This is a genomic window from Microbulbifer sp. (genome assembly GCF_051659245.1).
Classification (GTDB): Bacteria; Pseudomonadota; Gammaproteobacteria; order Pseudomonadales; family Cellvibrionaceae; genus Microbulbifer.
In genome coordinates this window covers 1-19,520 of record NZ_JBOFOC010000116.1, presented here as the reverse complement: position 1 = coordinate 19,520, position 19,520 = coordinate 1, and the positions used below count along the sequence as shown (strand labels likewise).

Annotated in this window: 20 protein-coding genes; 15 read left to right on the top strand and 5 right to left on the bottom strand. The window is 61.0% G+C overall.

What is annotated here, in order from left to right:
• Positions 1–135: 135 nt before the first annotated feature.
• Both ACRC0P_RS12405 and nadC read right to left on the bottom strand, forming a co-directional pair.
• Positions 136–369 carry a hypothetical protein gene (locus tag ACRC0P_RS12405; protein WP_438631340.1) on the bottom strand — a complete coding sequence of 78 codons (234 nt, stop codon included), beginning with the start codon at positions 367–369 and terminating at the stop codon, positions 136–138.
• A 57-nt stretch (positions 370–426) separates the two neighbouring features.
• The gene (gene nadC, locus ACRC0P_RS12400) at positions 427–1,281 is read right to left on the bottom strand and encodes a carboxylating nicotinate-nucleotide diphosphorylase (protein ID WP_438631338.1); all 855 of its coding nucleotides are present in this window, start codon (positions 1,279–1,281) and stop codon (positions 427–429) included.
• 256 nt (positions 1,282–1,537) lie between these two features.
• Here nadC and ACRC0P_RS12395 point away from each other — a divergent pair, with 256 nt between their 5' ends.
• The 7 genes from ACRC0P_RS12395 (at position 1,538) to ACRC0P_RS12365 (ending at position 10,466) form a co-directional block, all read left to right on the top strand.
• The gene (locus tag ACRC0P_RS12395; protein ID WP_438631336.1) at positions 1,538–3,817 is read left to right on the top strand and encodes a DUF1631 domain-containing protein; all 2,280 of its coding nucleotides are present in this window, start codon (positions 1,538–1,540) and stop codon (positions 3,815–3,817) included.
• Between the two features lie 127 nt (positions 3,818–3,944).
• Positions 3,945–4,502 carry a 1,6-anhydro-N-acetylmuramyl-L-alanine amidase AmpD gene (gene ampD, locus ACRC0P_RS12390; RefSeq protein ID WP_438631334.1) on the top strand — a complete coding sequence of 186 codons (558 nt, stop codon included), beginning with the start codon at positions 3,945–3,947 and terminating at the stop codon, positions 4,500–4,502.
• A 120-nt stretch (positions 4,503–4,622) separates the two neighbouring features.
• Complete coding sequence (gene ampE / locus ACRC0P_RS12385; RefSeq protein WP_438631332.1) at positions 4,623–5,504, top strand: regulatory signaling modulator protein AmpE; 882 nt, start codon at positions 4,623–4,625, stop codon at positions 5,502–5,504.
• A gap of 165 nt (positions 5,505–5,669) precedes the next feature.
• Complete coding sequence (locus ACRC0P_RS12380; protein ID WP_438631330.1) at positions 5,670–7,100, top strand: aldehyde dehydrogenase family protein; 1,431 nt, start codon at positions 5,670–5,672, stop codon at positions 7,098–7,100.
• A 382-nt stretch (positions 7,101–7,482) separates the two neighbouring features.
• A complete protein-coding gene (locus ACRC0P_RS12375; protein WP_438631328.1) occupies positions 7,483–8,484 on the top strand; it encodes a threonine ammonia-lyase in 1,002 nt (333 codons plus the stop codon).
• Positions 8,485–8,561: 77 nt separating this feature from the next.
• Positions 8,562–9,068 (top strand): YbhB/YbcL family Raf kinase inhibitor-like protein, encoded by a 507-nt coding sequence (locus ACRC0P_RS12370; protein ID WP_438631326.1) that lies wholly within the window; start codon positions 8,562–8,564, stop codon positions 9,066–9,068.
• 81 nt (positions 9,069–9,149) lie between these two features.
• Entirely contained in the window at positions 9,150–10,466 is a 1,317-nt protein-coding gene (locus tag ACRC0P_RS12365; RefSeq protein WP_438631324.1) for an AmpG family muropeptide MFS transporter, read from the top strand.
• Here the strand turns inward: ACRC0P_RS12365 and ACRC0P_RS12360 are convergent.
• Positions 10,463–10,786, bottom strand: a complete 324-nt coding sequence (locus ACRC0P_RS12360; RefSeq protein ID WP_438631322.1) for an MGMT family protein — start codon at positions 10,784–10,786, stop codon at positions 10,463–10,465. The genes ACRC0P_RS12365 and ACRC0P_RS12360 overlap by 4 nt on opposite strands.
• Positions 10,787–10,833: 47 nt before the next feature.
• Here ACRC0P_RS12360 and ACRC0P_RS12355 point away from each other — a divergent pair, with 47 nt between their 5' ends.
• The 3 genes from ACRC0P_RS12355 to ACRC0P_RS12345 all read left to right on the top strand — a co-directional run bounded on the left by ACRC0P_RS12355 (position 10,834) and on the right by ACRC0P_RS12345 (position 13,151).
• Positions 10,834–11,865, top strand: coding sequence for a DUF481 domain-containing protein (locus ACRC0P_RS12355; RefSeq protein WP_438631320.1), 1,032 nt, complete (start codon positions 10,834–10,836; stop codon positions 11,863–11,865).
• A 79-nt stretch (positions 11,866–11,944) separates the two neighbouring features.
• Positions 11,945–12,706: an SDR family oxidoreductase gene (locus tag ACRC0P_RS12350; protein ID WP_438631318.1), complete on the top strand. Its 762-nt coding sequence runs from the start codon at positions 11,945–11,947 to the stop codon at positions 12,704–12,706.
• Between the two features lie 64 nt (positions 12,707–12,770).
• Positions 12,771–13,151, top strand: coding sequence for a four helix bundle protein (locus ACRC0P_RS12345; RefSeq protein ID WP_438631316.1), 381 nt, complete (start codon positions 12,771–12,773; stop codon positions 13,149–13,151).
• A gap of 58 nt (positions 13,152–13,209) precedes the next feature.
• Here ACRC0P_RS12345 and cfa read toward each other — a convergent pair whose 3' ends face one another.
• Complete coding sequence (cfa, locus tag ACRC0P_RS12340) at positions 13,210–14,358, bottom strand: cyclopropane fatty acyl phospholipid synthase (RefSeq protein WP_438631314.1); 1,149 nt, start codon at positions 14,356–14,358, stop codon at positions 13,210–13,212.
• A gap of 145 nt (positions 14,359–14,503) precedes the next feature.
• On the opposite strand from cfa, the gene ACRC0P_RS12335 reads away from it, so the two are divergent.
• From ACRC0P_RS12335 to groL, 3 genes are all read left to right on the top strand, one after another.
• Positions 14,504–14,956, top strand: coding sequence for an FxsA family protein (locus ACRC0P_RS12335; RefSeq protein WP_438631312.1), 453 nt, complete (start codon positions 14,504–14,506; stop codon positions 14,954–14,956).
• Between the two features lie 223 nt (positions 14,957–15,179).
• Complete coding sequence (locus tag ACRC0P_RS12330) at positions 15,180–15,473, top strand: co-chaperone GroES (protein WP_438631310.1); 294 nt, start codon at positions 15,180–15,182, stop codon at positions 15,471–15,473.
• A 75-nt stretch (positions 15,474–15,548) separates the two neighbouring features.
• The gene (groL, locus tag ACRC0P_RS12325) at positions 15,549–17,198 is read left to right on the top strand and encodes a chaperonin GroEL (protein ID WP_438631308.1); all 1,650 of its coding nucleotides are present in this window, start codon (positions 15,549–15,551) and stop codon (positions 17,196–17,198) included.
• A 123-nt stretch (positions 17,199–17,321) separates the two neighbouring features.
• Here the strand turns inward: groL and ACRC0P_RS12320 are convergent, their stop codons facing one another.
• Positions 17,322–18,365: an integron integrase gene (locus tag ACRC0P_RS12320; RefSeq protein WP_438631306.1), complete on the bottom strand. Its 1,044-nt coding sequence runs from the start codon at positions 18,363–18,365 to the stop codon at positions 17,322–17,324.
• Between the two features lie 341 nt (positions 18,366–18,706).
• Here ACRC0P_RS12320 and ACRC0P_RS12315 point away from each other — a divergent pair, with 341 nt between their 5' ends.
• Positions 18,707–19,108, top strand: a complete 402-nt coding sequence (locus tag ACRC0P_RS12315; protein WP_308365913.1) for a GFA family protein — start codon at positions 18,707–18,709, stop codon at positions 19,106–19,108.
• Between the two features lie 149 nt (positions 19,109–19,257).
• A partial coding sequence (locus ACRC0P_RS12310; RefSeq protein ID WP_438631304.1) for a hypothetical protein occupies positions 19,258–19,520 on the top strand: 263 nt, incomplete at its 3' end.

Here is a 19,520-nt window from a genome sequence, read left to right as displayed (position 1 = left end):
TGCTATCGAGGAGTACATCACTCACCACAACACGAACCCCAAGCCGTTCATCTGGACCAAAAGCGCGCGCGATATACTGCAGAAAGTCATTCGTGCCAACAGCCGCTTAAGTTCCAAACAGAATGGAACACTACACTAGGCCCGGTCGATCACCTCGTCGTGCCCCGCCGCGGAGGCACAGTGGGCGCAGCAATAGAACTCGTCGCCCACCTCGGTACCGTGACCGAGAATCCGGCAGTTGCAGTGCGCGCAGGTGGGCGCCAGGGCCTGGATGGCACACTCGAAGCTGTCGAATGTGTGGCTCTGGTTGTGCAGGGTGATTTCCATGGGTTTGTCGTACTGGTTGCCGCAGGTCTCGCACTGTTTCATGGCGTCGTTCTCCTCTTCGGTATGCGCTTACCAGTAGAATAGCCGCTGCCCGCTGACTCACAGGTCGATGCGTAGCGAGAGATCGATTGCGCGCAGGTGCTTGGTCAGGCTGCCGGAGGAGATGTAGTCCACGTCCAGTTGGGCCAACTGCCGCAATCGCTCGCTGTCCACGCTGCCGGAGATTTCGATCTTGGCTTTTCCCCTGGCCAGGGAGAGGGCGGCCTGGGTATCCGCGTCGGTGAATTCGTCGAGCATAATCACGTCGGCGCCGCTCGCCAGGGCCTGCTTTAGCTCGTCGAGATTTTCCACCTCCACTTCCACCACTGCCCCGGGCTTGATGGCGCGCGCCTGGGCCACTGCCTTGTCGATGCCCCCGGCGGCGGCGATATGGTTCTCCTTGATCAGGAAGGCGTCGTAGAGGCCGATGCGGTGATTCCGGCAGCCGCCGCAGAGCACGGCGTATTTCTGCGCGCTGCGCAGGCCGGGGATGGTCTTGCGCGTATCCAGTATCCTGATTTGGGTGCCCGCCGCGCGGTTGGCGTATTGACTCGCCGTGGTGGCAGTGCCGGAGAGTGTCTGCAGGAAGTTCAGCGCGGTGCGCTCGCCGGTGAGAATGCTGCGGGCGCTGCCCTCCAGTTCGAGGATCACCGACTCCGCCGGGACCTTGTCGCCGTCCTCGAAATGCCACTCGAGGCGCAGGTCCGGGTCCAACTGGCGAAAGACCTCCTCGACCCAGGCGCGCCCGCACAGGGTGCAGTCTTCGCGGGTGATCACCCGTGCGCGGGCCCGCTGGTCGGCGGGGATCAACTGGGCGGTGATATCGCCGGAGCCCACGTCCTCCGTCAGCGCTGTGCGCACCGAGTGCTGCAGGTCGGCGACCAGGTTGGGGATGGCTGTGTCTTGCGGGTGCATGGCCGGACCTCGGAAATTCGGAGGCGCAATATTATCAGAAGCGGCCCTCCGGGTTTATTCGCAATCACCTGTGACTGCCATCTCAAATTGGCATTTCTCCGTTGTCAAGGGGTCTGCGATGGGCGGTAGAATAGGGCCCAGTTGGGGACTTCAGCCGGGCGGCGCCACACACAAAATAAAGAACAGATGGTTACCGGGCGCCAACCGCATTTACTATCAACAGCGCAGTGCGCCCGGCGCGCGCGCAGAGGTCCGAATGGCTATGAAAGACTCGAACAAGGTGGTTTCCCTGGCGGAGAAGAGTGCCGGGCTGGGTTTCTCCTCACGCAAGAATGCCCCGCTGCCGTCGACGGTGGAGGCCCTGCGGCAGAAGGCGAGCAGTCTGCTGCTGGAGCAGGTCAAGCAGCTGCTAGGCAAAGTGGACGACTCCCTCTTCTCCATGGCCGAGCGCGCCCACGGCCAGGAAGAGCAGGACGGCCTGTTCCAGGCGCTGCGGCTGCTGCGGGTGGAGCGGCGGGCGATCGCCGAGCGCTTTGCCGGCAATATCGACCTGGCCTTCCAGGTTCGGGAGGAGAGTGCGGAAGGGGAGGCCCCCTTCGCTTCCGAGAATCTCTCCCTGGTACACAACGACGACCTGGAACAGCTGGTAGCCGCGGATACCATGGTGGCCAATGCCAGGCGCGACTTCGCCGAGCCCATCACCGAACTGTCCCTGCGACTGGATACCCTCTACCCAGTCAAGATTTACGACAAGAACAACCCCCTGGGGCCCGACGCCATCTGCGACGCTTTCGTAGAGGCCGTGCGGCCCCTGGATCTGCATATCCGCGCCCGCCTGACTCTGCTGAAGAAGTTCGAACAGGGGGTGATGCTGCAGCTGAAAGACATCTACGATCGCTGCAACGAACTGCTGATGGAGCGGGGAATCCTCCCCAACCTGCGCGAACAGCGGCGCCAGGTCCGGCAGCGGTCGTCGCGCCCCGCGCCGGGGGCGCCCGCGGGCGGGTCGGCGGCGTCCGCCCAGGGCACCGGCACCCAGGGCGGCGGGGGCTCCGGGGTCTCCGGCGGTATGACTTCCGGCAATTTCGCCCCGGGACTGGTGCCCGCCAGTGCGGGGCTCGCCCCCATGCCGTCCGGTGACCTTCTGAGCCATCTGGGAGAGTTGCAGAGCGATGCGCCCTACCAGGGCGACGGGGGGATACAGCTGCTCAATGTGGCCGAGCTGTTGCAGCAGCGGCTGGTGCAGTCCAACCAGTCCGCATCCCTCGCCAAGGTGGACAGCGATATCATCAAGCTGGTGGAAATGCTGTTTTCCTTCATCCTGGACGACCGCAACCTGGCGGAGCCGATCAAGAACCAACTGGGGCGCATGCAACTGCCGCTGCTGAAGGTGGCTATCGCCGACAAGTCCTTTTTCAGCAGGGGCGGCCACCCGGCGCGCAAACTGCTCAATGAGCTCGCCGATGCCGCCACCGGCTGGCAACCGGGGGAGCAATACGAGACCGATCCCCTGTACCGGGAGGTCAGCAAGGTCGTCGACCGGGTGCTCGAGGAGTTCGACCGCGACGTCAACATCTTCTCCCTGCTGCTGGAATCCTTCCGCCAGTTTGTCCAGCGCGAGCGCAAGCGCGCGGAGATGCTCGAGCGCCGCATCGTCGACGAGGCCGACGGTCGCGCCAAGACCCAGGCCGCGCGCGCCCGCGTAGCCGCGGTGATGGATGCCCTGGTCGCCGAGCGGGAACTGCCGCCGGTGGTGCAGGAGTGGCTGCAAAAGGTGTGGAACAACATGCTGTTTCTCACCTGTGTGAAAGAGGGCACCGAAAGTGAAGCCTGGAGCCGCGATGTGCGCACCGCCCGCGACCTGGTGTGGAGTGTACAGGCCCCGATGCCGGACAGTCGCCAGCAACTGCTGGGGCTGCTGCCGGCGCTGCAGGAGCGCCTGCGGGAGGGCGTCGAGGCGGTATCCCTGAATCCCTTCGAAGCCCGGCGCCTGTTCGCCGAGCTGAAAAAAGTCTACCGGGAGCGCTTTGCCCTGGCCCAGCAGCTCAGCGAGGAGCGCGAACGGCAGGCCCGGGAACAGGCGGAGCAGAATCTGGCGGAGGAGCGCGAAGTGGCACAGGTTGCGGCGGCCGAGCCGGAGCCGCAACTGGCTGTGCCGCAGATGGAGGAGCTGGAGCAGGTGGTGGCCGAGGCGGAAGTTACCCCGGTGGAACCGGAGAGCGGAAGCCTGGCGGCACTCCCGGAAAATGATCCTCACTGGCAGCAGACCTTCCGCCTGGCCCACGGCAGCTGGTTCGAACTCAAGCGCTCCGACGACGAACAATTCCGCTGCCGCCTGGCCGCGGTGATCAAGGACATCGACCAGTTTATTTTCGTCAACCGCAACGGCGCCAAGGTGGCGGAGTTCTCGCGCCTCGAACTGGCCCACGCCCTGCGCACCGCCCAACTGATGCCGCTGGACGACGGTATGTTGTTCGAGCGGGCGCTGCAGTCGGTGATCGGCAATGTGCGCAAGAAGCGCGGCGAGATGAGTTAACCGGGAAGGTGAGCCCAACCGGCCTTGGTGAGTTCCATGGAAGAGCCCAAACAGGCTCTTACAGTATCCTCGCCACTTTCATGCCTCTTCCCATAGAATTGTCTCCAGTCGTACTGGAGAAATCATAGTGAAATACCAATTCGAATCCGGCTGGCTGTCCGGTGCCCGCCGGGTCCCGACCCCCCACTGCAACGATCGCCCCGACGGCACCGAAGTGGATCTGCTGGTGATCCACTGCATCAGCCTGCCGCCGGGACAGTACGGCGGCCCTTACATCGACGACTTCTTTCTAGGCCGGCTGGATATCGACGCCCACCCCTACTTCTCCGAAGTCGCCGGATTGCGGGTTTCCGCCCATATCCTGATCGATCGAAGCGGCCGGGTCACCCAGTATGTGCCCTGCGACAAGCGGGCCTGGCACGCCGGCCAGTCGGAGTTCTGCGGGCGCTCGGACTGCAACGACTTCTCCATCGGCATCGAACTGGAAGGGCTGGACACGGATACCTACACCGACATCCAGTACCGCACATTGGCGGGGATCACCGCGGCGATTATGAACACTTATCCGGCGATCGGCCGCGACAGGATCACCGGCCACTCCGATATTGCCCCCGGACGCAAGCTGGACCCCGGCCCCGGGTTCGACTGGCAGCGCTTTCACCGGGAGTTGGACCAAGTGACATAGTGCGCCGCGCGCACCATCGACTGGGCGGTGCGCACGGAGCACCCTACGCCAACCACTGGTTTTCCCCGTACCGCTGGCGTTATTCTTCTCGATCGATAATCTAACCGACTGGACCTGACTATGGCTCTTTTCACGGTACTGCTGGCCCTGGGGCTGGTGCAGTTCTGGGGTTCCGGCGCTCCCCTGCACCGGGACGACTGGTTCCACTGGTGGTGCGGCCGCCTCTCCGGCCGCGGGGCGCTGCAGGGTCACCCGGAGCGGATGCTCGCCGCGGCGGTACTGCCGCCGGTGGTGGCCGCAGCGATACTGATGGTGCTGGCGAAAGCCGCGCTGGGTGGCGTGGGGGCGCTGTTGCTGGGGGCTCTGCTGCTGCTCTATTGTCTGGGCCGGGGCAACTTCAACGAAATGGTTTCCAACTACCTGCGCAACTGGTACCAGGGCGACCTGGATGCGGCGCGCAAAGCCGCCGCGCCGCTGTTTCGCGAACTGCCGGAGGCACCGGCGGACGAGGCGCAGGTACTGCACGAGCAGGTTTTCCGCGGCGCGGCCTACTGCGCCTTCGAGCGCCTGTTCGCGGTGCTGTTCTGGTTCCTGTTGCTGGGGGTACCCGGCGCACTGATGTACCGCCTCAGCGCACTCTACGCAGACGCGGCGCCAGAGGGTGGGAACAGGGAAACCGCCGCGCGCTGGCTGTGGCTGCTGGAGTGGTTGCCGGTGCGGGCAATGGGATTCAGTTTTGCCATCGTGGGTAACTTCGCCGGCTGCTACCGCGCCTGGCGCCAGTGCCTCACCTGCCGCGAGCGGAGTACCCCGGAGGTGCTGGAAATCTACCTGGAGGGCGCGTTGGGCGGTATCGATGCCAGTGAGTGCAGCGCCGGCGTGGAGGTGGCCGAGGGGCAGCGGGCCTGCGGCGCGCAACTGGAAGGGCTTCAGTCGCTGTTGTCCCGCGCCCTGTTGTTGTGGATCACGGTGCTGGCGTTATTGGTGCTGTTTGACTTCTGATCGATCATTAGGATGGAAGAATTGAAACTGGCGCCAAGCTTGGAACTTTGTTCCAGTCGACGGCTTGACTTGTCGCCGGCTGCCCCGGATATTGCACGCAAGGTCAAGGCCCATAGATGGCCATCAAAAGAACAATAAGAGTTCGAGGCGGGGGCAGAACTATTTATGCAAGCATCCACCCTGGAGCCGCAAATGGCAGCCAATATCGACGGCGGTACCGGCGGCGAACTCAACGCCGCAGCCCTGGTGGCCGGTTTGAGAACCTACTTTCGCAGCGGCACCACGGCGGATCTGGCTTGGCGCCGCCAGCAGCTCAGCCAGCTGCGCAAGCTGCTCTCGGACAACGAGGAGCAGCTCCTGCAGGCCCTGCGCGAGGACCTGAACAAGGCGCCGCAGGAGGGTTATACCACCGAGGTCTCCGCCCTGTATGGCGATATCGATCACGCCCTCAAACACCTGAAGAAGTGGGCCGGGAAGCGCCGTGTCTCCACTCCGGTCATCGCCCAGCCGGGCAGGAGCTACATCCAGCCCGAACCGCTGGGGGTGGTGCTGATCATCGGTGCCTGGAACTACCCGTTGCAATTGTTGCTGTCGCCGTTGGTACCGGCCGTTGCCGCCGGCAACTGCGCGGTGGTGAAACCCTCGGAACTGGCCCCCGCCACATCAAAACTGGTGGCGGAATTGTTGCCCCGCTATCTGGATAACGACGCCTTCGCCTGTATCGAGGGCGCGGTACCGGAAACCACCGCGCTGCTTGAGCAGCGCTGGGATCATATTCTCTACACCGGCGGCGGTGCCGTGGGCAAGATAGTAATGAGCGCGGCGGCCAGGCACCTGACTCCGGTCACCCTGGAACTGGGGGGCAAGAGCCCCTGCATCGTCGCCGACGACGCAGATATCGATGTCGCCGCGCGCCGCATCGCCTGGGGCAAGTTCACCAACGCCGGGCAGACCTGTATAGCGCCGGATTACCTGTTGTGCACCAGGGCTACCGCCGACCGGCTGCTGCCGGCGATCGAGAAAGCTGTACGCGAAATGTTTGGCGAGGACCCCGGTCAGTCCGCCGACTACGGGCGTATCGTCAACCGCCGCCACGCCCAGCGCCTGGCCGACTACCTGGCCGACGGCGATGTGGTATTCGGCGGCCGTGTGGAGGTGGAGAACCGCTATGTGGCGCCCACCCTGTTGCGCAACGTGGGCGTGCAGGCCCCGGTGATGCAGGAGGAGATATTCGGCCCGGTGCTGCCGGTGATCGAGTTGGAGGATTTCGGACAGGTGGAGGCGTTCGTCAATGGGCGGGAGAAGCCGCTGGCGCTCTATGTCTTCACCCGGGACGAGCACCTCGCCGACCGCATCCTCAGCCACTGCAGCTCCGGAAATGCCTGCGTCAACGACTGCATGATGTTTATGGCCGCACACGACCTGCCGTTCGGTGGAGTGGGCCCCAGCGGCATGGGCGCCTACCACGGCGAGCACGGTTTCAAGACCTTCAGCCATTTCAAGGCGGTGATGAAGCGCAGTTACCTGTTCGACCTGGACCTGCGTTACGCGCCCTTTACCGGCAAAAAATTCAAACTGCTGCGCCTGTTGCGGTAGTTCTCAGAGCCTGTTTGCGATCTATGGTGCTGCACGCCCCCCTTAAATACGTCCCTGTACGCTCGTAATCGGCATCCATGCCTCATACGGTTCCGGAAAGCGGCCCCCACCCGACCCTGGAGAGAGTTCCGTGCAAGACTCCAAACAGGCTCTCAGGGACGCCCTCGCCTGGAAGCCCTCCTGTTCAATGAAATCGGCAGCAGGGGAGCGCCATGCGGCTTGGACACGTGTGAACCCGGCCGTGAATTTTATCTTTGACTGGCCCCGGCCATTGGGTCACCATGCTTTTGGCGGGCCGGGCTGTGGTGGCGTTTTGACCCGGAGCTCGCTGCTCTGCCAACTCCGGCCAATAGCGGACTACCACGACGGATTTGTCGATACCATGCCAACCGATCGCAATGACCTGCCCACCAGCGCGGAAGTCTTCACCGCCGCACAGAATATCGCCGGCCGCGTACATCGTACTCCATTGATCAGCAGCGGGCAGATCAATGGCATCACCGGTGCCAACCTCTGGTTCAAGTGCGAGCATCTGCAGAAAGTCGGCGCCTTCAAGGCTCGCGGCGCCAGCAATGCCCTGACCCGGCTGCCGCCGGACACCGGCCGGGTTGCCACCCACTCTTCCGGCAACCACGGCGCCGCCCTGGCCTGGGCGGCGGCGGAGCGCGGCCTGGCCTGCACCGTGGTTATGCCGGAGACCGCGCCGGCGGCCAAGCGCGCCGCGGTGGCCGGCTACGGCGCGGAGATAGTCACCTGCGGCTCCACCCTGGACGACCGCGAAGCGGCGCTGGAGAAGGTGGTAGCCCAGACCGGCGCCCATGTGGTGCCGCCCTTCGACGACCGGCGGATCATCGCCGGCCAGGGGACAGTGGCGCTGGAAATCATGCAGCAGTGCCGCGAGCAGGGTTTTACCCCGGACATCGTTGTGGCCCCAGTGGGCGGCGGGGGTCTGCTCGCCGGGGTGGGGCTGGCGATCGCCGCGCTGGCGCCGGACGTGCTGGTGATCGGCGCCGAGCCCGCCGGTGCCGACGACGCCCAGCGCTCCCTGCGCGGCGGTGTACATATCTCCACCCAGGAGCCCCGCACCATAGCGGACGGCCTGCGCACCACCCTCGGGCGCCGCAACTACGCGATAGCGCGGCGCACGGTGCGGGATGTCGTCACTGTGTCCGAGCGGGGTATAGTGAACGCCATGCGACTGCTGTGGACCCGCACCAAGCAACTGGTGGAGCCCTCCGCGGCGGTGCCGCTGGCCGCGGTGCTGGAGCACGGCGCGCGCTTTCGCAACAAGAAGGTCGCCCTGGTGCTGACCGGTGGCAATATGGATCTGGACCGGGTCGCTGAATTCTTTTCCGAACCGAGCGAGGAGGATGAATCGCCATGAACGTCGTGTCACGCAAACTGCGCCATTTGGGGACTGCTAAACTGGTGGCTGCCACACTTCTTTCGGTACTTGCCGCTATGTCTTCGACAACTTCTTCCGCAGCGGGGCTCGTGCTCACCTCGAAAACCCTGGCTCCCGGGAAGCGCATGCCGGATGTACACGTCTACAACGGCTGTGGCGGGGAGAATGTTTCCCCGCAGCTGAGCTGGATCGGTGCCCCCGAGGGCACCAAGAGCTTCGCCCTGATGGTCCACGATCCGGATGCGCCCACCGGCAGCGGCTGGTGGCACTGGGTGATGTTCAATATTCCCGCCGATGTGACCGAACTGGCGGAGGGCGCCGGGGATCCGAAAACCGGTTTGATCCCCGAGGCGATTCAGGGCCGCAACGACTTCGGCAGCCTCGGTTACGGGGGCGCCTGTCCTCCCGAGGGACACGGTGACCACCATTACCAGTTCAAGGTATTCGCGCTCAAAGTTGAGCAACTGCCGCTGGACGAGATGGACTCGCCGGCTAAGGTGGGCTTTTACGTCAACGCCAATAAACTGGCGGAGGCGCAGCTGGAAGTGGTCTACGGTCGGTAGTGGGCCGCTGAAGTGCTCTAAATGTCACGACGGGGCACCCCCCTCAACGAATAATACTCGGAGGCACCCTTCAGGGATCGCATGAGCGGAAATACACTAGGGGAAGCCATATTTAACCGGCGTATGCTGATCTGCATCGCTACCGGATTCAGTTCGGGGTTGCCGCTTTACGTACTGATACAGCTCGTCCCCGCCTGGCTGCGCTCCGAAGATGTCAGTCTGGCGGCTATCGGCCTCTTTTCTCTGGTGGGTTTCCCCTACACCTGGAAATTTCTGTGGTCTCCTCTGATGGAGCGCTATCAGATGCCGTTTTTGGGCCGGCGCCGCGGTTGGCTGCTGGTCACACAGCTCCTGCTGTTGCTTAGCATCGGTGTGCTGGGCCTGCTGGATCCCAAGGTTTCCATCTGGACCGTGGCCGTATTATGTGGCGGCGTGGCTTTCTTTAGTGCCAGCCAGGATATAGTGCTGGACGCTTTTCGCAGGGAAATCCTTCCGGATCGCGAGCTGGGCTTAGGTAACTCCTTCCACGTCAACGCCTACCGGATCGCCGGGCTTATACCCGGGGCGCTGAGTCTGGTGCTCGCCGATATTCTCCCCTGGGATCAGGTGTTTTTAATTACCGCCGCCTTTATGGGCGTGGGCCTGATGATGACCCTGATGGTGGGTGAACCCACTCATCCGAGTGCGAGGCCAAAGACTTTGGCGGAAGCGGTGACCCAGCCATTTATAGAGTTTTTCAAACGCAACGGCGTCAGACAGGCGTTGTTGGTGCTCACCTTCATGTTCCTCTACAAGTTGGGGGACAACATGGCCACTGCACTCGCCACCCCCTTTTACCTGGATATGGGTTACAGCAAAACCGAAATCGGCCTGGTTGCCAAAAACGCCGGCCTTTGGCCAATGGTCATCGGCGGTATTCTGGGCGGCCTTCTGATGGTGCGTATCGGTATCAATAAGAGTCTATGGCTGTTTGGGGTCGTGCAGATGGCGTCAATCCTGGGCTTTATCCTGCTTTCCGAGGCGAATGTGGGAAGGGTGGGAACGCCCGGCTTTGAGCCCAACCTGTGGTTGCTGGCCCTGGTGATCAGCTTTGAATACCTCGGTGTAGGGCTGGGGACCGCGGCTTTTGTGGCGTTCATTGCGCGAACGACCAGCAAACACCACACAGCGACACAGTTGGCCCTGTTCACCGCACTCGCGGTGGTACCGCGCACCTTCGCCAATGCCACTACGGGATTTATCGTGGAGAGGGTGGGGTGGACCGAATTCTACCTGATTTGCACAGCACTGGCCGTGCCCGGGATGCTGCTGCTGATGGTGGTGGCGCCCTGGAGGGGGAACAGCACACCCGAATCGGTCGCCGTTATGGCCAAGCCGATAGAGCGAAACCCGGACTAGGGACTCCATCGGTACTTCTTCAAGTCCACTCTGCCGTTCAACAGGGTGATTCCTTCCTTCTGCAACCGTTCGATCTGTCGCTGCGACGCCGGCTCCGGCAGGGAGATCCGCCCCTGAGCGTTGATCACCCGGTGCCAGGGAAGTTTGGTGCCGCGGGGTAGTTTGCGCAGCGTCTGCCCGGCGAGCCTCGCCGCGCGGGGGTAGCCGGCCATCTCCGCGAGGTCGCCGTAAGTGATTACATACCCCAGGGGTATCTCCGCCAGTACACGACAGATGCGAGTTATGGCATCATTGCCCTCGTTTTGTGCGTTATCTCCCACAGAAAAATTCACTTTCGATAACTCCAGTAATTCCAGGATTTTCTTTCGTGGTTCGAGCTGTTTATAAATTAACCTCTATCTTCCTGTTTTTTCTTTCACTTGTCTCCCTCAATGCCGCGGCCGGTGTCCTCACCCTGAGCAACGGCGACCGGGTGCACGGCGAACTGGTGCTGGTGGAGCGGGAACATGTGGTGTGGAATGCGGAGAACTTCGGTGAGGTGCGCATCGAAAAGGCCAAAATCCTGTCGCTGGATACGGACCTGGACCTGAAGATAGCAGGCCGCGAGGAACCCTGTACTCTGGCTGGTCACCGGCGTGAGCAGTGGGAACTGTACTGCGATGAAGGCTCCGGCTGGGTGATGGATTTTCCCGCAATCGAGCGCGCAGAGCCCTACGTCAAGTTTGTCGGCAACCCCACGATTCTCCATGGCAACGTCAGTGCGGGCGGAGTCTTCGAACACGGTAATCGCGAGCGCAAAGACCTGGATGTCAATGCGAACCTGGATATCCGCGACGGCGACTTCCGCCACCTGCTGAACGCGCTGTACCAGAATCAGAACCGGGTGGAGGAGAGTTCCCTGGAGAAATACCAGCTCGGCTACAACCTGCGCTGGATCTTTTCCGAGAAGTGGTTTTCCGCCGCCAATAGCGCCCTGGAGCGGGAGGAGGCGCGCAACCTGGACCTGGGTATCACCGTGGGTCTCGGCCTGGGTTACCAGTTCTACGACACCGACAAGACTGCCTTTTCGGTACAGGGCGGTATCAGCAGCCTGAAAGAGGATTTCATCGACAGCGAGCTGAGCGAGAACCAGGACGATCGCTACGCCGCGGCCCGGGCCGCGATTGACTACCGTTACAAGTTCTCCCTGGGGCCGGAGATCTACTTCAACCAGGAAATGCTGCAGTCCATCGACAGCGGCGACGACTACCAGAGCAACGCCAGGCTGGGAATGCGCACGCCGCTGGTGAAGGGGGTGCTGATGGAAGTCGCCTACCACTGGCTCTACGATAACACCCCTTCCCTGGAGAGCGAAAAAGAGGACACCAAGCTGACCGTGGGCGTCGGCTACCAGTGGTAGTAATCTTTAATTCCCCCTCTCCCTAACCCTCTCCCGGAGGGAGAGGGAACTAATAAGACGATTACGACAAGGAGCCCCTATGCAAATTTCCGACAGCATCGCAGCCATTACCGGCGCCGGCCAGGGCCTGGGTCGGGCCATGGCGGAGTACCTGGCGGCCCGCGGCGCCCGCCTGGCGCTGATCGACGTGAACGACGCGGGCCTGGCGGAGAGTGTTGCCACCTGCGAAAAGCTGGGGGCCGAGGCGCGCAGCTACCGAGTCGATGTATCTTCGGAAGAGGAAGTGGACAGCGGCCTGGCGCAGATCGCCGCGGATTTCGGTGGGCTCGATGTGCTGGTCAACAACGCCGGCATTATGCGCGACGGCATGCTGATCAAGATAAAGAACGGCAAACTGGCCGACCGCATGTCCCTGGCCCAGTGGCAGTCGGTGATCGATGTCAACCTCACCGGCGTCTTCCTGTGCGGCCGTGCGGCGGCGGGCATCATGGCGGAGAGCGGGCGGGGCGGGGTGATCGTGAACATCTCCAGCCTGTCCCGCGCCGGCAATATGGGCCAGACCAACTACTCCGCGAGTAAGGCCGGGGTGGCCGCCATGACCGTCACCTGGGCGCGGGAACTGGCCCGCTACGGTGTGCGCGTGGCCGCCATCGCCCCGGGCTTTATCAACACCGATATGGTGGCGCAGATGCGCCCCGAAATCCTCGAGTCCCTGGTCAAGCAGGTGCCCCTGCGCCGGATGGGTGAACAGGATGAAATCGCCTCCACGGTGGCGTTTATCCTTGAAAACGACTTCGTCAGCGGCCGCGTGCTGGATATCGACGGCGGTGCGCGGGTTTAGTCGGGAGTGCGGAATGCGGAATGCGGAATGCGGAATGCGGAATGATGAATGCGGAATAACTAGGATGAGTGCCAACTGGAGTATTGTCGAGAGAACCAAGCACTTTGCGTTGCGAATTATTCGACTTTACTCCAGTTTGCCGAAATCCACCGAGGCGCAGGTCATCGGAAAGCAAGTGTTACGTTCAGGCACGTCGGTCGGGGCGCATATCAGAGAGGGTAAACGGAGCCGCTCCGATGCGGAGATGATCAGCAAGATCGAAGTGGCACAACAGGAGCTGGAGGAAACCCTCTATTGGCTCGAACTCCTGATAGGTTCCAATTTGGTGAAGGGAGAGCGGCTGGACGATCTCATGGAGGAGGCTAATGAGCTGATCGCCATACTGGTAACCAGCTCAAAAACCATCAAGCACCGGAAAAAGGTGACAACGAAGAGCGAGAGTTAGTCTCGCCATTCCGCATTCCGCATTCCGCATTCCGCATTCCGCATTCATCATTCCGCATTCAAGACACCCTCTGTACGCCCCCTTCCAGCCTTTCCGAGAAGATCCACTGCCACAGCTGGATATGCCGCGCGCGGAAGGCGCCGGCGCAGGACAGCAGGTAGTAGCGCCACATGCGGTAGAAGCGCTGGCCGTACTGCCCGGAGAAACGCGGCCAGTGCTCCTCGAAGTTGCGGTGCCAGGCCATCAGAGTGCGGTCGTAGTCGCTGCCGAAGTTGTGCAAGTCCTCGCAGACCAGCAGGTTGTTGGCGGCGTCGCCGATCTGGCCCGCCGAGGGCAGTTCGCCATTGGGGAATATGTACTTCTCGATCCAGGGGTCGGTGGTGGAGCGGCGTTGGTTCTTGCCGATGGTATGGAGCAATAACAGTCCGTCCTTTTTCAGGCAGCGCCTGGCCACGCGCATGAAGGCGCGATGGTTTTTGTGCCCCACGTGCTCGAACATACCCACGCTGGCGATGCGGTCGAACGACTGGTTGAGGCTGCGGTAGTCCTGCAGATGTACGGTGATCGGCAGGTCCCGGTAGTGTTCCCGGATATAGTCGCACTGGGCCTTGGATACGGTGACCCCCACACACTCCACCCCATAGTGCTCCGCCGCGTAGCTCACCAGGCTGCCCCAGCCGCAACCGATATCCAGCAGACGCATCCCCGGCTTCAGGCCGAGCTTGCGGCAGATCAGGTCCAGTTTGTCGGTCTGCGCCTGCTCCAGGGTTTCGGCCTCGCGCCAGTAGCCGCAGCTGTAGGTGAGTCGGCGGTCGAGCATGGCGCTGTAGAATTCGTTGCCCAGGTCGTAGTGGCGCTCGCCCACCTCGAAGGCGCGGCTGCGGCTCTGCAGGTTGACCAGGTAGCTGCGCAGAATGCGCACGGCGTGGCGCCAGGGCTTGATATGGCGGGTCAGGTCGGTGCGCAGGATGCGGTAGAAGAACTGGTCCAGAGCCGGCACGTCCCAGTCGCCCCGCATATAAGTCTCGCCCAGCCCCAGGCTGTGGCGCGCCACTATTTCGTCCAGCGCTTCCGCGCGGTGTAGTTGAAGATCCCAGGGTCTGTCGCCGTTGATGCGGATATCCGCTTCACCGAGCACCTCGTCCAGTAGATGGCGGTTCCGGGACAATGCCGGAGTGGATACCGCACTCTGCTGTTCGCTCTCCATGAAAGCCTCCTTTGCTTCCGGCCGCGGTAGGTTGATTGCGGCGCCCTTGAAGTATTTGCCAGCACTCCTCATTTATTACAGCATATTGAAAAATACCCAGTTTCGCTTGAAGCAACAAGTGAACTGCCCCGGAGGAACCCATCCCATGCGCTCACTGCTGTTGCTGTTCATTATCATGCCCATCCTGGAGATGTGGCTGCTGATCACCGTGGGCCGCGAAATCGGCGCGCTTCCCACTATCGGCCTGGTGCTGCTCACCGCGGTGGTGGGGCTGGCGCTGCTGCGTCGCCAGGGCCTGTCCACCGTCATGCGGGCCCAGCGCAAAATGGAGGCCGGCGAACTCCCCGCGAGGGAGATGGCGGAGGGGATCTTTCTCGCCGTGGGCGGCGCCCTGCTGCTCACCCCGGGCTTTATCACCGACGCCCTCGGTTTCGCCTGCCTGATCCCGGGACTGCGCCAGCTGTTGCTGGGGCGTATTTTGCGCCATGTAACGGTGGTACGCGGCCCGGGATATCCCCCGGGAAAGAGGGGCGGGCGAGAGCGCGATCGGGACGTCATCGAGGGAGACTACAAGCGCGAAGATCACAAGGATGGCTAAATAATAATCAGATGTGCCTCCGCATCTGACCGGCGGTCCCCGTCCGCACAGTTTTTTTTTCCACTCCCGTTGAAATCTGTACGGCTGCCCATAGATAGGGAGCACCCCAAGTTTTTGCCCCGGCTCTGCCGGTCAGAGCGGGGCACTCGGGGCCCGAAAGCCCGCCGGGTTCAGGGCCTTCCTGACATTGGAAACCTCAAACGACTCAATGGAGAGCTTATCCATGAAAATTCGTCCTTTACACGACCGCGTCGTAGTGCGCCGTAAGGAAGAAGAAGAAAAGACCGCCGGCGGTATCGTGCTGCCGGGTGCCGCCAAAGAGAAGCCGAACCAGGGCGAAGTCGTCGCCGTGGGCGAAGGCAAGCTGCTCGACAACGGCGACGTGCGCGCGCTGTCCGTCAAAGTGGGCGATACCGTGGTATTCGGCCGCTACGCCGACAGCAATACCCTCAAGGTGGACGGCGAAGAGCTGATCATCATGAGCGAGGGCGATATCTACGGCGTGCTGGAAAGCTAAATCCGTCCTTCACCTCCAAGTCGCGCCCGTCTCGGGTGCGAGGACAGAAATGCACAGAATTGAGGAAAAAGAATCATGGCAGCTAAAGACGTAAAATTCGGAGACAGCGCCCGCCAGAGGATGCTCAAGGGCGTAAACATCCTGGCCGACGCGGTCAAGACCACCCTGGGCCCCAAAGGCCGCAATGTGGTACTGGACAAGTCCTTCGGCGCTCCCACCGTCACCAAGGACGGCGTATCCGTAGCCAAGGAAATCGAGCTGAAAGACAAGTTCGAAAATATGGGCGCGCAGATGGTGAAGGAAGTGGCCTCCAAGGCTTCCGACATCGCCGGTGACGGCACCACCACCGCCACCGTACTGGCCCAGGCCATCGTTACCGAAGGCCTCAAATCCGTCGCCGCGGGCTTCAACCCCATGGACCTGAAGCGCGGTATCGACAAGGCAGTGACTGTCGCTGTGGATCATATCGCCACCCTGGCCACCCCCTGTGAAGACAGCAAGTCCATCGCCCAGGTGGGCACCATCTCCGCCAACAGCGACCACAGCGTGGGCACCATCATCGCCGAAGCCATGGAGAAAGTGGGCAAGGAAGGCGTGATCACCGTGGAAGAGGGCAGCGGCCTGGAGAACGAACTGGACGTAGTGGAAGGCATGCAGTTCGACCGCGGCTACCTGTCCCCCTACTTCATCACCAACCAGGAGAACATGACCGCGGAGCTGGATTCCCCTTACATCCTGCTGGTGGACAAGAAAATCTCCAACATCCGCGACCTGCTGCCCCTGCTCGAGCAGGTAGCCAAGTCGTCCAAGCCGTTGCTGATCGTCGCCGAGGACGTGGAAGGCGAAGCCCTGGCCACCCTGGTGGTAAACAGCATGCGCGGTATCGTGAAAGTGGCCGCCGTCAAGGCACCGGGCTTCGGCGACCGCCGCAAGGCCATGCTGCAGGACATCGCCATCCTCAGCGGCGGCACCGTGATCTCCGAAGAAGTGGGCCTGGAACTGGAAAGCGCCACTCTGGAGCACCTGGGCAACGCCAAACGCGTTACCCTGTCCAAGGAGAACACTGTGATCGTGGACGGCGCCGGCGATGTCAAAGACATCGAAGCCCGCGTCGGCCAGATCCGTGCCCAGATCGAAGACTCCTCTTCCGACTACGACAAAGAGAAACTGCAGGAACGCGTGGCCAAGCTGGCCGGTGGTGTTGCAGTGATCAAGGTCGGCGCCGCCACCGAAGTGGAAATGAAAGAGAAGAAAGCCCGCGTCGAAGACGCCCTGCACGCCACCCGCGCTGCGGTTGAAGAGGGCGTGGTGCCCGGCGGCGGTACCGCACTGCTCCGCGCCGTTCAGGCGGTCAAGGTGACCGGCGACAACGAAGACCAGAACCACGGCATCGCCGCCGCACTGCGCGCCATGGAAATGCCGCTGCGCCAGATCGTAGAGAACGCTGGTGACGAGTCTTCCGTCGTGGTGGACAAAGTGAAGCAGGGTTCCGGCAACTACGGCTACAACGCCGCCACAGGCGAGTATGGTGACATGCTGGAAATGGGTATCCTCGACCCGACCAAGGTAACCCGCACTGCACTGCAGGCGGCCGCCTCAATCGCCGGCCTGATGATCACCACCGAAGTCATGGTCGCCGAACTGCCGGAAGAGAAGCCGGCCGCGCCCGACATGGGTGGCATGGGCGGTATGGGCGGAATGGGTGGAATGGGCGGCATGATGTAAAACCAGCCTTATCCGGCCAAGCCAACGAAAAGCCCCGCATTCGCGGGGCTTTTTTTGCCCCCTCTCCCTCAGGGAGAGGGGGTGGGGGAGAGGGCCTAACCCAAACAACCCGGTCCCCTTCCTTCAAGCTGCCATTCCATAGGTTACCACCGGCTCAGCGATTCCGTCCGGCGGCTGCATTCGGTCTACTGGACTGAGTACACCTTTACCACCACGGTTCACCACATGGGTATAGATCTCCGTGGTTGTGATATCCGTATGGCCCAGCAACTCCTGAATCGTGCGCAGATCATAGCCCGTTTCCAACAGGTGAGTGGCAAAGCTGTGGCGAAAGGCGTGGGCGCGGGCTGGCTTATGAATCCCGGCGGCGCGGATTGCCCGCCGAATTTGCTTTGCCAGTGCAGACGGATGCAAATGGTGGCGGCGCGTTATTCCGGTACGGGGATCACGGCTGATTTTGCTGGCGGGAAACAAATACTGCCATGCAATCTCCCGCGCCGCATTGGGATATTTCCGCTCCAGCGCATCCGGCAAATAGACCGCACCAAAGCCCTCGACCAGATCCTGAGCGTGTAAAATCTGTACCCTCTGTATCTGCCGCTTGAGTTCCGGTACCAGCGACTGCGGCAACATTGTGGTACGGTCCTTATTGCCCTTACCTCCCCGTACGAAAATATTATTACTGCCGAAATCGACATCCTTGACTCTCAGTGAGAGCAGCTCAGCAGATCGCAAGCCGGCGCCGTAGAGCAGCTGTACCTGTAACCGGCTTACACCGTGCAGGTGAGAGAGAATTGCCGAAACCTCGCTACGGCTATAGACCACAGGTAGGCGCCGGGGAATTCTCGCTTGCGAGAAAGTCAGGTTGTCGAGCGCTACTCCCAAAAAGCGCGTATACAGGTATACCAGAGCGTTCAACGCTATCCTCTGAGTGCTGACAGAGCAATCCCTCTGCTGCGCAATATGCGTGAGAAAGTGTTCCACCTCGGCTGCGCCCATTTCCTTCGGGTGGCGCTTCTGATGAAAGTAGATAAAACGCCGCACCCAATGGATATAAGTTCGCTCAGTGGTATACGCCAATCCGCTCTCGCGAATATGCAGACGCAGCCTGTCCAAAAAACGTACCGGTTGGGCGGGAATCCGAGGTCGAATATCATCCATGGTCATAACCAAGCATCCTTTTGCTGTTTTTATATACAGTATTTGTTCGGTGGGATTTATGTCAAGCCCGTATTCAGAAGCCAGTGGCTCTTGTTCACCGGAAAGCAGCCGCTAAGTGCTTGACTTTAAAGGGGGTAACACTGAGACTTCGAGCCAAAGGAAAGCAAAAATAACAGAGCGCGTGGCTCGTTTTACTTTGTGTGCAAAGAAAGAATTTCAGCTATCTATATGATTTTAAATGGAAAAATCAATTTATGATGAACTGCGCGCCAGCATACAAGCGCCTGGTGATAAAGAGCCAGTGGCTCGTGAATAAAACTGTTAGGCGTTAAATCAGAGTTTAAGCAATGGTAAAAGGAAATTGTAACTGTGGGGCGGTGTCGTTTGAAATAAACAGAGAAATTTCAGATGTATTTATATGCCACTGCTCAATTTGTCGCCGATCGACCGGAAGCATGGGAATCGCTGTTAGCATCGTAGGTAAAGCTGATTTTAAGTGGTCGAAAGGTAAAGATCATGTCCGTCTATGGTCAAAGCCAGAACATGATTGGCAAACGAGTTTCTGTGAGATTTGTGGCTCTCCGGTTCCCGGTGAAAACGATGAAAAGAATATGTATGTTCCTGTAAGCTTAATATCCACGGATACCACTAATCTTAAAGTAGCACATCATCTTTTTGTTGGCTCCAAAGCTGAGTGGGAAGAAATTGGGGATTCAGGTAAACAGCACGTTGAGGGCTATAGTGGGTAATCCGCCTAACAAGGCGCTGCTGAGGGACAGTTTACTTTATGCACCTTTGTGCGGCTCACTTCGCTCGCATTCTCGCACAAAGGTGCATAAAGTAAACTGCCCCAGAGCGCAACGTTAGAGCAAGGAAAATGAAGGGTAGGAAGCCAATTTTGATCGCCGTATTCCTTCTGGGCTTGGTGTCCGGACCGTCCGCATTGGAGTCAGCTAGAGCGTCAGTGCCGCCAATCGAGTGGAGTGCGATTCCTTTCGTGCTGGTTGGGTCCGTCGTTGGAATACTGTTTGTCTTAGGGATGCAACTTGCGCGAAGAAACCCCAAGCCGGCTTGGTTCGCGATCCGAGCATTTGAAGCAATTTCGCTCGCCTTTCTTGGCGCAGGGCTGGGTGCTCTAGCTGTTTCGGCTGCGAAATACGG

Excerpts from the sequence above, each read along its gene's own strand:
- ACRC0P_RS12335 (WP_438631312.1), top strand. The coding sequence starts at position 14,504 with ATGCGCTCACTGCTGTTGCTGTTCATTATCATGCCCATCCTGGAGATG.
- groL (WP_438631308.1), top strand. The coding sequence starts at position 15,549 with ATGGCAGCTAAAGACGTAAAATTCGGAGACAGCGCCCGCCAGAGGATG.
- ACRC0P_RS12395 (WP_438631336.1), top strand. The coding sequence starts at position 1,538 with ATGGCTATGAAAGACTCGAACAAGGTGGTTTCCCTGGCGGAGAAGAGT.
- ACRC0P_RS12330 (WP_438631310.1), top strand. The coding sequence starts at position 15,180 with ATGAAAATTCGTCCTTTACACGACCGCGTCGTAGTGCGCCGTAAGGAA.
- ACRC0P_RS12345 (WP_438631316.1), top strand. The coding sequence starts at position 12,771 with ATGAGTGCCAACTGGAGTATTGTCGAGAGAACCAAGCACTTTGCGTTG.
- ACRC0P_RS12315 (WP_308365913.1), top strand. The coding sequence starts at position 18,707 with ATGGTAAAAGGAAATTGTAACTGTGGGGCGGTGTCGTTTGAAATAAAC.
- ACRC0P_RS12320 (WP_438631306.1), bottom strand. The coding sequence starts at position 18,365 with ATGACCATGGATGATATTCGACCTCGGATTCCCGCCCAACCGGTACGT.
- ampE (WP_438631332.1), top strand. The coding sequence starts at position 4,623 with ATGGCTCTTTTCACGGTACTGCTGGCCCTGGGGCTGGTGCAGTTCTGG.
- ACRC0P_RS12405 (WP_438631340.1), bottom strand. The coding sequence starts at position 369 with ATGAAACAGTGCGAGACCTGCGGCAACCAGTACGACAAACCCATGGAA.
- ACRC0P_RS12380 (WP_438631330.1), top strand. The coding sequence starts at position 5,670 with ATGCAAGCATCCACCCTGGAGCCGCAAATGGCAGCCAATATCGACGGC.
- ACRC0P_RS12375 (WP_438631328.1), top strand. The coding sequence starts at position 7,483 with ATGCCAACCGATCGCAATGACCTGCCCACCAGCGCGGAAGTCTTCACC.
- cfa (WP_438631314.1), bottom strand. The coding sequence starts at position 14,358 with ATGGAGAGCGAACAGCAGAGTGCGGTATCCACTCCGGCATTGTCCCGG.
- ACRC0P_RS12370 (WP_438631326.1), top strand. The coding sequence starts at position 8,562 with ATGTCTTCGACAACTTCTTCCGCAGCGGGGCTCGTGCTCACCTCGAAA.
- nadC (WP_438631338.1), bottom strand. The coding sequence starts at position 1,281 with ATGCACCCGCAAGACACAGCCATCCCCAACCTGGTCGCCGACCTGCAG.
- ACRC0P_RS12365 (WP_438631324.1), top strand. The coding sequence starts at position 9,150 with ATGAGCGGAAATACACTAGGGGAAGCCATATTTAACCGGCGTATGCTG.
- ACRC0P_RS12350 (WP_438631318.1), top strand. The coding sequence starts at position 11,945 with ATGCAAATTTCCGACAGCATCGCAGCCATTACCGGCGCCGGCCAGGGC.